9 protein-coding genes are annotated in these 13,374 nt (G+C 68.9%); 3 read left to right on the forward strand and 6 right to left on the reverse strand.

Translation table 11 applies throughout. The features are described 5' to 3' along the window. Window positions 1-119: 119 nt before the first annotated feature. The 5 genes from CcI49_RS34855 to pabB form a co-directional block, all read right to left on the reverse strand. Complete coding sequence (locus tag CcI49_RS34855) at window positions 120-926, reverse strand: DUF3050 domain-containing protein (RefSeq protein ID WP_054569217.1); 807 nt, start codon at window positions 924-926, stop codon at window positions 120-122. Between the two features lie 82 nt (window positions 927-1,008). Beyond that, the gene (locus tag CcI49_RS34860) at window positions 1,009-2,022 is read right to left on the reverse strand and encodes a methyltransferase (protein ID WP_076833732.1); all 1,014 of its coding nucleotides are present in this window, start codon (window positions 2,020-2,022) and stop codon (window positions 1,009-1,011) included. A 31-nt stretch (window positions 2,023-2,053) separates the two neighbouring features. Continuing rightward, window positions 2,054-3,763 carry a class I adenylate-forming enzyme family protein gene (locus CcI49_RS34865; protein WP_076833734.1) on the reverse strand — a complete coding sequence of 570 codons (1,710 nt, stop codon included), beginning with the start codon at window positions 3,761-3,763 and terminating at the stop codon, window positions 2,054-2,056. A 25-nt stretch (window positions 3,764-3,788) separates the two neighbouring features. Next, on the reverse strand, window positions 3,789-5,393 hold the full coding sequence (locus CcI49_RS34870; protein WP_076833737.1) for an AMP-binding protein: 1,605 nt from the start codon (window positions 5,391-5,393) through the stop codon (window positions 3,789-3,791). After that, window positions 5,390-7,603, reverse strand: coding sequence for an aminodeoxychorismate synthase component I (gene pabB, locus CcI49_RS34875; RefSeq protein WP_076833739.1), 2,214 nt, complete (start codon window positions 7,601-7,603; stop codon window positions 5,390-5,392). The genes CcI49_RS34870 and pabB overlap by 4 nt, the downstream gene beginning before the upstream one ends. Window positions 7,604-8,210: 607 nt before the next feature. On the opposite strand from pabB, the gene CcI49_RS34880 reads away from it, so the two are divergent. From CcI49_RS34880 to CcI49_RS34890, 3 genes are all read left to right on the forward strand, one after another. After that, on the forward strand, window positions 8,211-9,449 hold the full coding sequence (locus CcI49_RS34880) for an FAD-dependent monooxygenase (protein ID WP_076833741.1): 1,239 nt from the start codon (window positions 8,211-8,213) through the stop codon (window positions 9,447-9,449). Then, complete coding sequence (locus CcI49_RS34885) at window positions 9,450-10,421, forward strand: aminotransferase class IV (protein ID WP_076833743.1); 972 nt, start codon at window positions 9,450-9,452, stop codon at window positions 10,419-10,421. It abuts the gene before it with no gap. Window positions 10,422-10,705: 284 nt separating this feature from the next. Beyond that, window positions 10,706-11,854 carry a 4-hydroxybenzoate 3-monooxygenase gene (locus CcI49_RS34890; protein ID WP_347280168.1) on the forward strand — a complete coding sequence of 383 codons (1,149 nt, stop codon included), beginning with the start codon at window positions 10,706-10,708 and terminating at the stop codon, window positions 11,852-11,854. A 55-nt stretch (window positions 11,855-11,909) separates the two neighbouring features. Here CcI49_RS34890 and CcI49_RS34895 read toward each other — a convergent pair whose 3' ends face one another. Continuing rightward, complete coding sequence (locus CcI49_RS34895; protein WP_158230861.1) at window positions 11,910-13,316, reverse strand: PLP-dependent aminotransferase family protein; 1,407 nt, start codon at window positions 13,314-13,316, stop codon at window positions 11,910-11,912. Window positions 13,317-13,374 lie beyond the last annotated feature (58 nt).

A 13,374-nucleotide genomic window follows, 5' to 3' on the forward strand; every position in this document is an offset into this window, starting at 1 on the left:
CGGTGAACCGGATTCCTCCCCGGCCTGACGGCCGGGGCATCCTCCCGGAATCTCGGTGATCCGTGATCGCCGCGCGTGACCGGACCCGTCCCGAGGCGGCGCCGCCCCGGCGCACCGGGTCAGATCGTGACCGAACGCTCCCTCTCGTCGACATCAAGGGCGGCGGCGATGCCGTCCCACAGCTGCAGGCGTGCCCGCAGGGCGCGTCTCGTCACGGCTACGCACTCCGACCAGCGGGCGTCGTCCTCACCGCAGAGATCCGCCAGCATCTGCATCGCCATCGGCGTGTGCTGCTCACCGTCGACCTCGATGTGCCGGGCGAGGTAGTCGTGGAAGGTACGCAGGCGGATCTCGTTGTTCGAGATCACCTGGGCGAACATGTCCGGAATCAGGTCCTCGCGCCCGAAGGCGAACGCCGCGGCCTGGCAGTGGACCGGCGTCTCGGTGATGATGCTCCAGGTCTCCTTCATGAAGCTCGAGGCGGGTGCCGGCACCTCGGCGAGCACCGCGGCCTCGGCGATCGGAACCCCCACCCTGACCGCCTCCAGCAGGCGATCGATCCCGTCGGTCCGCGCACCGGCCTCGATCATTCCGATCCGGTAGAGCTCGAAGTGACTTATGTAGCCGGCGTCGAGCTCGTCGCTCTCCTCCACGAGGACGATGTCGTTGATCAGCCGGCGGCTCGAGACGGGCCCGCTCGGAACCCAGGGAAGGTCGATGCAGGTAAGGGAGCGCTGTAGCGAGGTCAGCAACGACATGAAGTCCCAGACCGCATAGACGTGGTGCTCCATGAAGACCTGAACGTCGCGAACAGTGCGAATACGCTGGTAAAGCGAGTGCGCCGTGACCTCGAGACGGCTCTGGTTGATCATCTCCCGTATGCTGTCGATGCTCGAGTGCTGTTTGCCCCACGAGTAGCGTGACATCTGTCCCTCACTAGGTCGAACTGGCTGTGGCGGCGGCGGTGTCGTCGACGCGGCCGGGACGCGCCGGCCTGCGCGACCGTTGTCAGAGACGGCGGGCGACAAGCAGGTGGACGTCCAGCTCGAGCGGCCGGACGTCATCGAGCACGAATCCCTCGTCGGCCAGCAGCTGGGCATAGTTTTCCCGGGAGCGCTCCCGTCCGTGGCCCATCACCGCGAGCATGTGCAGGTCGAATCCGGCGGCAAGCGACGGCGCGGCGCCGGCGGGGGGCAGCAGGCGCTCCACCACCAGCAGGGTGGCCCCCGGCCGCGCCGCCTCGTGTATGCGCCCGAGGATCCGCCGGCAGTCCGCGTCGTCGAAGCCATGGAGGATCCGGGAGAGAACGTAGGCGTCTCCCCCCTTCGGCGCCTGCGCGAAGAAGTCACCGGAGACGGTCTGAGCGCGATTCCCGAAGGACTGGAGGTTCCGCTCGGTGGCCGCGCTGGCCACCACGTGCCGCGCGTCGTAGAGAACTCCCCGCAACGACTCGTCCGACCGCAGGATCTCGGCGAGCAGACCGCCGGTACCGCCCGCGACGTCCACCACCGTGGTCTGCGCGGGAAACGCGTGGGCCGCCGGTACACGTGCGAAGAAGGAGGCGCCACCGGCCATCGTGGCGTCGTAGCGGGACGCCGTCTCCGAATGCGCGGGAAGGTAGTCGAAAAGGCTCCTGCCAAAGACTTTCTCGAAGCCTGAGATGCCGGTGGTGAGCGCGTTCAGCAGCTCACCCCAGGCAGCGTAGAACTCGCTGCCGTAGAGAACTGTCAACGCGTTCAGCGAATCCGCGGTGTCCGATCGCAGCAGCTCTCCGACCGGGGTCAGGGAGTAGCCGCCCGCGGGATCGTACGTCAACACGTCGAGGTCGACGAGGAAACGTAGGAGACGAGTGACCGGATCGACCTGGAGGGCAAGTTCGGCTGCCAGGTCGGCCGCGTTCCGAGGCCCGCCGGCCAGTCGGTCCGCGATACCGAGTGCCGCGGCCGCGTGTATCGCCTGGGTTCGCCAGTACCCGGTTGCCAGCTCGATCAGGGTACGGGCACTGGTGGAGTCTGTCGTCACCGGAGCTCCTGGGTTGGCAGGTGGTTTTCCGTCATTTCCGTTCGGCGACCAGCCGACTGAGGACCGAGCGCTGGATCTTCGCGGTCGACGTTCGTGGAAGCTGGTGGAAGGGCAGCTCCACGGGCTCGGCCATGTCCGGGAGCCCGTCGATCGCCCGCGCCCAACGGGCCCGGTCCAGCGGTCCGTCATCACGCGTGCACACGACCGGGACGGGCTCGCCCTCGGGGCCGGCGACGATCACGATCTCCCGCAGCTCGGTGAGGCGGCCCATGAGGATGTCCTCGGCCTGCAGGTTGCTGGGCATCGACGCGATCTGGTCGACCTCGCGGTCGATCAGGTAGAGCAGGCCTCGCCGGCTTCGGTAGCCCATGTCGCCGAGCCGCCACCAGCCGTCGCGGAGCTGGCTCGCGAAACGCTCGTCCTCGCCGAGGTAGGTCAGCGCGCGGCCGCGGCTGCGCACCTCGAGGTGGCCCGCCTCACCCGGCCGGACCCGTCGCCCGTCCGCGCCGACGACCCTCAGCCTGATGAAGCCGGGCAGGGTGAGCCCGACGCAGCGCCCGTCCGCCTGGGCGGCTCCGCGGCGGGTGAACCATCGGCCGGCCACCGGTCCCGTCTCGGACTGCCCGTAGAACGCGAGCATCAGCGGCCGCCGGTGTTTCGAGGCGGACAGGAGCCTGGCGACGGTCCGCGGATGAATTGCGTCGAACGTAGCGGCATAGTATTTGATGCTCGACAGGGGCTGGCCGGGCGCGTCGACCAGATCCTCCCAGTCGATGAAGGCGTTGGGATGGGTTTCGATGAATCCCGGACGGGTCCGGACGAGTAGTGGTCCAACGGTCTCAGGAGCCGAGTCCGAGGCGATCACCAGCGGATTTCCGTAACGCAGGAAGACACCGAGAGCGTGGTAGAAGCGAGAATGCACGAAGGTCAGACAGAAAGCCACCTTGAGGCGCTTCCTGACCGGCGAGGCGATCGCCAGCTGCGGAATCAGCCGATGCCAGAGCGCCCCGGCACAGTGCACCACCAGCTTGGGAATACCGGTGGTTCCCGAACTGTGCGTGATGAGCGCCGGCTCCCTCGGGTGCAGCAGCACCGGATCCCGCGGCGGCGAGCCCGCGTACCCGCCCAGGCGGACCACCGGCGCCGGCGCGCCGCTCTGATCGCGAAGCGGGTGGTCGACGGCCGCGTTGCGGACGGCCCCGTTACGGACGGCCCCGTTACGGACGGCCTCGTCGTCAAGGACGGCCCCGTCGTCGACGGCGGGCCCGTCGTCGACGGCGGGCCCGTCGTCGACGGCGGGCCCGTCGTCGACCAGGACGCTGCCCCGGACCACAGGCTCCTGCGCCGCGAGCGGGCCGGCGAGCGTCTCCGTGTCGGTCAGCAACCACGGCCGGTCCAGCCGACGGATCAGCTCGGTCGCGATGTCTCCGGGCAGCGCCGGTGCGAGCAGGGCGGGAACCGCGCCGATCCGGGCCGCCGCGCAGGCGAGGAGCGCGATGTCGAAGTTGTTCTGTTTGTAGATCGCCACCCGTTCGGCGGGCCGGATGCCGATCGCCCAGAGGCGGGACGCCAGGTCCGCGACCAGGGTGGCGAGATCACCGACAGTCGCCTGCGGAGCGTCTGGCGCGCAGCCGAGCGGCTGGTCGAGGCTCACGGAAACAGCGGGATGTGCGTCAGCGGCCTGATCGAACATGCGGCCTATGTAGAAGGCACGCACTCCTGTGTTGAGATCGGCGGACACGTTGCGTTCATCTCCTGAAGATCGCTCAGCTGAGGCCGGCCGGATCTGGACCGAGCCACGTCGTCGAGGCGGGCGTCGCGGTGGGATGCGGGACTTCTGGACGGCCGGCCGGGCTGGAGCCCGGGCTGGCGGGCAGGTTCTCGGCGGCGAAGAGGCCACTGCGCAGCTGGAAACGGCGGAGCTTTCCCGAGGCGGTGCGTGGGAGGGCGGGCACAAGATGGACGGTCCGGGGAACCTTGAACGGCGCGAGGCGTTCCCGCGCGAAACCCACCAGATCCTGTTCGAGCCGGCTGCCGGACTCGTCCGGCCGGCGCGGCACCACATAGGCCCGTAGCCGGGTCGCGCCGGTCTCGTCGGGAACCGCGGCCACGGCGACCTCGGAAACAAGCGGATGTGCGCCGAGAACCCCCTCGATCTCCAGCGGTGACACCGTGATCCCGCCGACCATCTCGAGATCGTCGAGCCGCCCGAGATGTACGAAGGTGCCGTCCGGGTTACGCATCCCGCGGTCGTTGGTCGCGAGCCAGCCTCCGCGAAGGGCCGCCGCGGTCTGCTCCGGCCGGTTGAGGTAGCCGATCATGAGGGTCGGCCCGGTGACCCACAGCTCACCGACGGTCCCGTCGGGGCACGGCCGGCCCTCGGGATCACGCACCTGAACCGTGAAGCCGGGTACCGCACGCCCGACCGTGCCCGCGACGTTGGCTCCGACGCCGTTCGCCACGAAGGCGCACCCCACCTCCGTCTGCCCGAGTTGCTCCAGGACCGGGGCGCCCAGCAGATCGGACGTACGCCCACCGAGTTCGAGGCTCAGCCGTTCGCCGGCGGACACCGCCGCCCGGACCGAGCCGAACGAGGCGGGTTCCGCCGAACGCCCCAGGCCCGCGAACGCCGACGGGACCGCGTACAGCAGGGTCACCCCGTGCCGGCTGACAAGCTCCTCGACGGCCTCCGGGCCGGGACGTTCTCGCAGGAGCACGACCGACCCACCCGAATACAGCGGGAAGACCAGGGAGTTGCAGAGGCCATAGCCGAAATAGAGCTTCGACACGGACAGCGTCACATCGGTCGGCCCGGAACGCAGCAGCGCCTGTCCGATGCTCTGATGGTAGAAGCGGGGGTTCCCCTGCCGGAACATCGCCCCTTTCGGGGATCCCGTCGTCCCGGACGTGTAGGTGAGATAGAGAGGGTCGTCGGTACGCACGACCGGGCCGGCCTCGGCCTGGTGTGCCTCGGCCAGCAGCTGATCACCACTGCGCACCACGGTGGCGGTGAACCGGGAGCAGATCTCCTCGTCCGCGACGACGATCCGCGCGGCGCAGTCGTCTGCCATGAATCCGTGGTCGTGCGCGGTCAACAACGGGTTGACCGGGACGGCGGTCGCTCCGCACCGCACGGTTCCGAGGAAGGTCGCCACCCAGGCGGGGCCGTCGGACAGCGCGATCAGCACCCTGCGGCCGGGCCCGGCGCCATGCCGGACCAGCACCTGACCGACTCGCGCGGCCAGGTCGTGTAACTCCCCGTAGGTGACCACCTGGTCCTCGAACAGGAGGGCCGGTCGGTCCGTCCAGCCCCGGGACCGCGCCAGGTCCGCCAACTCCGCGGCCAGGTTCCTGGGAGGACGCCCGTTCATCGCGGGGCTCCGGAGAACGCCCGCTGCCCGGAGACGGCCCGGCCGGCCGCCGGACTGGCCACCGCGCGGACGGTCGTCGCCGCCTTGAGCAGCATCTCGTCCAGTTCCTCGCCGGGATCGGAGTCCAGGACGATCGCGCCCCCGCTGCCGACATGCCAGACGTCGTCCACCAGAACCGCGGTGCGGATGACGATGCTCAGGTCCGCTGTCCCGTCGCAGCCAAGAAAGCCCAGCGCCCCTGAGTAGATACCACGGGCGTCGGTTTCGAGCGTGTCGATGATCTCCATCGTCCGCAGCTTCGGGGCGCCGGTCATGGAGCCCCCCGGAAAACAGGCCCGCACACAGTCGATCACACTTCGGTCGGTTCGCAGCCGTCCGCGCACGGTCGACACCAGCTGATGCACGGTCGCATAGGTCTCGGTCGTCATGAGGCGCGGCACGTGCACGCTGCCGATCTCGCAGACCCGACCGAGGTCGTTGCGCAGAAGGTCGACAATCATGAGGTTCTCGGCTCGGGTCTTGGGGCTCGTCCGCAGTTCGTGACACAGCTGGATGTCCTGCGCGGCGTCCTTTCCCCGCGGCGCCGTCCCCTTGATCGGCTTGCTTTCGACCCAGCGATATCTGTCGATGCGCAGAAACCTCTCGGGTGAGGAGCTGGCGACCTCGACCCCGGCAAGCCGGAGGTAGGCACCGTAGGGCGCCGGGTTCCATCGCCGAAGCGCGAGATACGCCGCCAGCCCGTCGTCCGCGGCCGGCAGGCGCACCATGTTGGTAAGGCAGATCTCGTAGCTCTCCCCAGCCACCAGCTTCGCCTGACAATGATCGATGTCAGCAAGGTATCGGGCTCGGTCACGGCTCAGGTAACCATTGACCAGTGCCCGGTCGAGAGGCGGCGGATTCGACGCCCCGGCCGACGTGGGAAGAACCTCCTCGGAATCACTGAGCAGCGCCAGGCGCGCGGCGGTCGACTCGATCCAGTCCGACGCGCCGTCCGCCTCCAGGGCCAGCAGGTAGGTGGTTTTCTCCTCATGGTCGATGGCGATCATCCGGTCGACGAACATCCAGGCCGCGTCGGGCGCGACCGAACGATGTGCGTTCGTCGCCCCGAGATCCGCCTTGAGTTCATAACCGAAGTAGCCGACATACCCGCACCGCAGGTCGAAGGGCAGGTCGGGGCCTTCGATCTGCCGCTCGGACAACGCCTCCTCGAGATAGTCGAAGATTGTTCCGGGTACCAGGCTGGCCTCGCCCCGAGAACGTACCGAAACGTGCGGATCACCTACCTGGTAGGACACCACTTCACCCAGCGGGCCGCCGGCGTCGCCCAGGAAGGAGAATCTGGCGAGCCCTTCGGGGCGATAGGAGCTGTCGAGCCAGAACGTGTCGGGCGACTCCCCGTACAGTTCACGGAATACCGCGGGCGCGTCGGCCGCACCCGGCAGCGTGYGGACGTTCAGCCGATGAGGCCGGCCGGTCCGGGGCGCAGGCACGGGGGGACCGGTCCGGGGCGCGGACACGGGAACGGGAACGGGCTGCGCCCTCCCGTCGTCCTCACGGCGCCGCGCAAGCGCCTTGGTCCCGCCGGTCGGCCGGACCGCTCCCCGCCCGCCAGCACTTCGACCCGGCCGTACGAGCTGCTCTGTCAGGGCGCGAAAGTTCGCCAACAGCTGTCTTCCGTGCTCTGTCGCGACCGACTCCGGGTGGAACTGGACGCCCCACAGAGGCCGGGAACGGTGCTCGACAGCCATGATCACATCGTCCTCGGCCCAGGCGACGGCGCGCAGGGCCGCGGGCAACGGGTCCGTGAGGGCCAGGGAGTGATATCGCACCGCGAGAAAGGTGCTCGGAATGTTCTGGAAGAGCCCCGTTCCGTCATGGCGGACCGAGCTGAGAAATCCGTGCCTTGGTTTCGGCGCCGGCTGGACCCGAGCTCCCTCATGCGCCCCGATGCCCTGGTGGCCCAGGCAGACTCCCAGCACGGGCACCTCGGCCTGCGCGATGACCTGTGCCGAGATCCCGAAATCCCGGTCGACATCCGGACGTCCCGGACCGGGCGAGATGATCACATTGTCGTAGACGTCCAGCCGACCGAGCTCTTCGAGCGAGGTGTCATTGGTGATGACCGCCGGCTCCACTCCGTTTACCTCGGCGACGAGCTGGAACAGGTTATATGTGTACGAATCGAAGTTGTCGATCAGCAGGGTTCGCACCGGATTCCCCTAGCTCTGGACGTGAAGAGGCCTGCGTCGAATCACGCGGACCATGCGGCCGGCAGCCCGGACTGGCCCACGATTTCCCGGCGGAAGCCGGCTGACATGGGCCAGGATCACGAAAAGAAGGACATGCCACACGCAGGACTTCCACCCCGGAGGATCCGTGGATCCGAGGAGAAGCCAGCTGCCGTGGCCGACGAAAACGCAGGCGAGTGGAAATCTCGCGGAAGGCGTTCGCCCAAATGCAACCCGGGCGAAGCTTATAGCCCGGGTTCCCTGGATGCAACAGCGTTCGCGAATGTCACCCGAAATACCAGGTCAGCGGCCACGGCCGTACCGATGTCGTGCATGTGCACCGCCAGGACCCGCAGCCGGCCCAACCCACCGGGGGGGACGTGAGACAGATCACCCCGCCCGCCATCAAGGGCGGCGAACCAACGCTGATGCCCTGCTGGCGGCACCTGTTCTTCCATTTCCGCCGGACCGGCCGGTGTGACTCCCGCTTTCACCCGGCGGTTGACATGCTCCGGACTCGCTCTCGTAATGTCATGGCGCCRCTCTGAGGACTTCGGGCGGGCTGCGACATTCCGCGGAGAGGAAGATCATGACGACCCCTGCCCGGAAGAAGGAGCAGTACCCGGTGCTCGTCGTCGGTGCTGGGCCGGTTGGCCTGGCGACCGCCCTGGCTTTACGTTCGTTTGGTGCGCCGGTGACCCTGCTCGAAGCTCGGGAGGCGGACGCCACCCGGCCGGGCAGCCGCGCGCTGTATGTGCACGGTGAATCGCTGCGGTTGCTTGGCCTGGCCGACCCCCGCCTCGCTGCCGACCTCAGCGAGCACGGGATCCTCTGGACCGCGCGGCGCACGCTGTTCCGGGGCCGGGAGGTATACGCCAAGCAGTACCCGCGGCCTCGGGCCGGTCGTCCTGGCCCCTACACCAGCCTTCGCCAGGTGGACACCGAGGGCTATCTGCGCGCGGCGTGCGCACGGGCTGGCGTCGACATCCGGTGGGGCTCGCCCGTGGTCCGGCTCGACGCCGCCGACGACGAGGTCACGGTCGAGGTCGAGAGTGGCCGGTCCTTCACCGCCCGCTATCTCATCGGTGCGGACGGCCCCCGCTCCACGATCAGGCGGCTCGCCGGCATCGGCATGCAGGGCGAGAGATCCGAGGGCTTTCATGTCACGGTGGACATCGCGGACACCGGGCCCGACGCGTTGCCACCCGAGCGGATCTTCCACTACGAGCACCCCGGTACCGATGGCCGGCATCTGATGCACGTGCCGTTCCCGAACGGCTTCCAGCTCGATCTGCAGTGCCGTGGTTCCGACCGGGCCGAGGACTTCGACTCACCGGAGGCGCTCGCACGCTGGCTACCGAAGGTGGTCGACGGCAGATATCTCGAGTCGGTGCTGTGGACGGCGACCTACCGGTTCCAGCGGATCGTGGCCGACTCGTTCGTCGACCCACACGGCCGGATCCTGCTCGTGGGCGAGGCGGCGCACCTGTTCCCACCGCTCGGCGCCCGCGGCATGAACAGCGGTTTCGCGGACGGAGACGAGGCGGCCCGGGCCGTCGTCCTGGCCCTCGCCGCGAGGTCGGCCGGCCAGGCGGACGAGGCGGTGCGCCGGTTCGCGACGACCAGGCGGGCCGCCGCGCTGCGCAACAGCCAGGCCGCCGGCACCGCGCTCGTCCACCTGCAGGCGACCCGGCCGATCCTGCGGACCCGGCAGCGGACCGCCGCGGCACTGGCGCCATGGATACCGTCCTGTGGCACGTGGCTGGAACGGGCGGTGTACGGTCCACGCCGTCTGGCCACCGACACCGCACTCGCAGGCAGGTACTGAGTGACCAGCGACCCGGGCCATGCCCCACCGTGGCCGCGCGGCGCGTCCGAGGCCGGCCCTCGCGCCGGCCGGCCGGCCACGACGACACCGGAGGGCCTGTACCTGTGGTCGGCCTCCGGCCTGCACCGAAGCATCGAGGAGGCTGGCGCCAAGCTGCTCGCCGCGGACTCCTGGCTGGTCTCGGAGGGGCGAGCCCGAACCCTGGACCGCCACCGGGACAGGTTCCTCGATGCCTGCCGGGCCAGTCGTCGGGGCACCGCCGAGGTGGACGAGGACATCGCCTTCTTCTGGACCGCCGCCATCACGCAGATCCCCCGCGGGGGCAGGTGGTTCCCGCGGACCGAGCTGGTGGACCTGGCAGGACACCGGCGGCTGCAGGTCCGTATCCGCCCGGCACCGCCACTCGGCACCGGGGTGCGGGTATGGGGTGCGCCCGTCCCTGACCCGCGCACCCGGCCGCGGGTCAAGGGCCCGGACCTCGACCGGCTGGCAGACCTCCGGCGAACGGCCGGCGGCCAGGGGGCGGACGAGGTCGCGCTGACCACCAGGAGCGGCCTGGTCGTCGAGGCGACCACCAGCAGCATCTGTTGGTGGGAGGGCGACGCTCTCTGCGTTCCCGACCCCCGCTTTCGCGTACTGCCGGGGATAACCATCGGCCTGGTCCTCGAAAGAGCCCGCCGGATCGGCCTCGAGATCCGGCCGAGCCGCCGGCGCGTCGAGGAGCTCGCCGGCCGGGAGGTGTGGCTGCTCAACGCGCTGCACGGGATCCGGCCAGTGACCTCCTGGGTCGGCACCACGCTCGAGGCCGGGCCCGCCCTCAGAAGCGAGCAATGGCAGCGATGGCTTACCAGCCTGGTACAGGCCCTGCCAACAAGCCGCGCGCAGGACGTGTGCGGTGACCCGACACGGAAAGGAGATGCAAGGCCGGCGGATGGTCCAAAGAGCAGTGCCGCGGATGGTCCATCACGATAGACCATCCGAAAAAGCGGGTGTAGTGTGACCATCACCAGGAGGTGATAATCTCGATCCTGCCAGCTCTACGCCCGGCAACCCAGCACCACCCAGGCGTGGAATTTCAAGGAAAATTGCAGGCAACAGTCAGCTTCTTTCTCTCGCCGGCCCAGCTCCCGGCATTTTTTCTCCTCCGCATTCGGCTGGCGCTGTGCGGCCGATCGGCACCGGCCTGCCAACGGCCCACGTTTCAGGAGACTCCGATTCCCGATCACCCCGAGAAGCGAACCGTCAAGGTCTGCATTATTGGCGCCGGTCCGGCCGGGCTACTTCTTGCTCGCCTTCTTGAACAGTGCGGCATTGCCTCCGTGGTTCTGGAGCGGCGCAGCCGGGAACACGTTGAGAAGCGTGTGCGGGCCGGCCTTCTTGAATGGTCCACCGTCGAGGCCTTCCGAGCGGCCGGTGTGGCGCACCGCCTGGACCGTCACGGCATGGTGCATGACGGAATGGAGCTTCGCTATGATGGCGCGGCCTTCCGCCTCGCGTTCTCCGAGCTCACCGGCGTCCCGATGGTCGTCTACGGCCAGCAGGAGATCGTCAAGGACCTGATCGGCGCCCGGCTGGAGTCCCAGGGTGAGATCCACTTCGGTGTCACCGATGTGCGGATCTGCCAGGTGGGCGTCGACGGCTCCCTGGTCCAGTGCACCCTGGACGGAATCCCGGTCGAGATCTCCTGTGAGTTCCTTGCCGGCTGCGACGGCCATCACGGGGTGTCCCGGGCGGCGATCCCCGCACAGCGGCGCAGCTCACACCAGTGGGCCTACCCCTTCGCCTGGCTCGGTGTCCTCGCCCAGGCGCCGCCGCTCTCCCCGGAACTGATCTATGCCGTGACCGATCGGGGCTTCGCCCTGCAGAGCATGCGCTCGCCGGACGTGAGCCGCCTCTACCTCCAGGTACCACCGGACGAGCCGATCCACCTGCGCAGCGACGAGGAGATCTGGCACGAGCTGGATCTACGCCTTACCGGCGGAACGGGCAAGCTGCCGACCGGGACCATCACGGAACGGGTGCTGGTCGGGCTGCGCGCCCATGTGGAGGAGCACATGCAGTACCGGACCCTGTTCCTCCTGGGCGACGCCGCGCACATCGTGCCGCCGAGCGCCGCGAAGGGGCTGAACATGGCCGTCGCGGATGCCCGCCTGCTCGCCGAGGGGCTGGACCACTGGTATCGCTCGGGGCGCCGCGACCTGCTCGACGGCTACCAGAGCCACTCACTGCGGCGTGCGTGGCATGGGCAGGAGTTCTCCGAGTTCATGACCTCGCTGCTGCACGTCTCGCCCGGAGAGAGCGCGGCCCAGCGCCGGATGAGGCGGGCTCGGCTCGATCTCCTGCGCCGGTCGAGCACGGCCGCGACTGCATTTGCCGAACAGTACGTCGGGCTTTCCCGGCCGTAGGGCTTGGCCGGCCGCAGGGAAAGCGCCGCCGCCGTACCGCTCGGGCCACCGGGGGCTATCCGGGCACAAGGTCCACGAACTCCGCGATTCCACGTGCGAAGGAATGACTGGGTGGCCGGCCGTAGGCGAGCACAACGGCGTCGTCCGCCCGCTCGCCGGCGATCCGGTAGCTGTCCAGATTGCCGATACCGAGGCCGCGCCGGGCCGCGGACCGCTGCAGCCATCCGGCCTGCACCCCGGCCGGAAGCTCGATAACCGCATGCAGGCCGGCGGCAATTCCGCGAACCGTCGCCCCGGGCACCCGCTCCGCCACCATACCGACCATGTGGTCGCGCCGTTGCCGGTAGGCGACTCGCCGTTTACGCAGGTGCGTCGCGAACGCACCTGATCGCAGCATCGATGCGAGCACATTCTGGTCGAAGCTTCCGGAGGCGGCATCACTCAGATACTTCGCCTCGCACACCGGGGAGATGAGATGGGGTGGGAGCACCAGCCAGCCGAGCCGGATTCCGGGTGCCAACGTCTTGCTCACGCTGCCGATATACGCGACCCGGTCGGGGTCCTCGCCCTGCATCGCGCCCAGCGGCCCGCCGTCGTAGAGGAACTCCCCGTCGTAGTCGTCTTCTATGATCAGGCCGTCGGTCCGGCGCGCCCAGGCGAACGCCTCCGCCCGGCGGTCCGGATGCAGTCTCACTCCCAGCGGGAACTGATGGGACGGAGTGAGCACGACCGCCTGCGCCGAAGATGTCCACAGCTGCTGGGTGTCCGCACCCAGCGCATCCACCGGCAGCGACACCACGTTCAGGCTCGCGCCGGCCACGCGATGATGATCGGCCAGTCCGGGGTCCTCCAGGGCCACCGTCCGGGTGCCCGCATCACGCAGAACCCTGCATATCAGGTCAAGCCCCTGCCGAAATCCGGCGCAGATGACGATGTTCTCGGTGTCGACGGCGAGATTTCTCGACCGCCGGAGGTGATCGGCCACYGCACTGCGCAGCTCCGGGACGCCCTGTGGGTCCTGATATCCGAGGAAGGACGCCGGTGAGGTGCGGAGAATCTCGCGCAGCGCATTCTGCCACTCGCTCCGCGGGAAGGAGGTCAGATCGGGCTCTCCCGGACGGAAGTCCCAGCGAAGGGCACTCGCCTCCTTTTCCGACCGCGGACCGATGTTTTTCGGTTCCGCTCCGCCGGTGGCGAGATCCGCGACCCGCGATCCACCGCCCCGGCTGCTCACCAGGAAACCCTCGCTCACCAGCTGCGTATACGCCGTGCTGATCGTTCCGCGGGAGACACCGAGCTCCGCCGCGAGGATGCGACTCGACGGCAGGCGCGCGCCGGGGCGGAGACGACCGGCCCGGATGGCGTCACGAAGGCCGGCCTCCAACGCGGCTCTGCGACCAAGCTTCGGGTCGAGATCGACCAGGAAGCTGTACGGACCGGGTTTGACCCAGGAAATGGTCACGAGTTTGGACCTTAGCATGAGGCCGGGCACCGATATGGTTTCGCCGTGGAGAATAAGG

The sequence above is a fragment of the Frankia sp. CcI49 genome, from assembly GCF_001983215.1.
Classification (GTDB): domain Bacteria; phylum Actinomycetota; class Actinomycetes; order Frankiales; family Frankiaceae; genus Parafrankia; species Parafrankia irregularis.

Bases quoted from the DNA above. Each gene is read 5' to 3' on its own strand.
- CcI49_RS34880 (WP_076833741.1), top strand. From the start codon at position 8,211: ATGACGACCCCTGCCCGGAAGAAGGAGCAGTACCCGGTGCTCGTCGTC.
- CcI49_RS34855 (WP_054569217.1), bottom strand. From the start codon at position 926: ATGTCACGCTACTCGTGGGGCAAACAGCACTCGAGCATCGACAGCATA.
- CcI49_RS34870 (WP_076833737.1), bottom strand. From the start codon at position 5,393: ATGAACGGGCGTCCTCCCAGGAACCTGGCCGCGGAGTTGGCGGACCTG.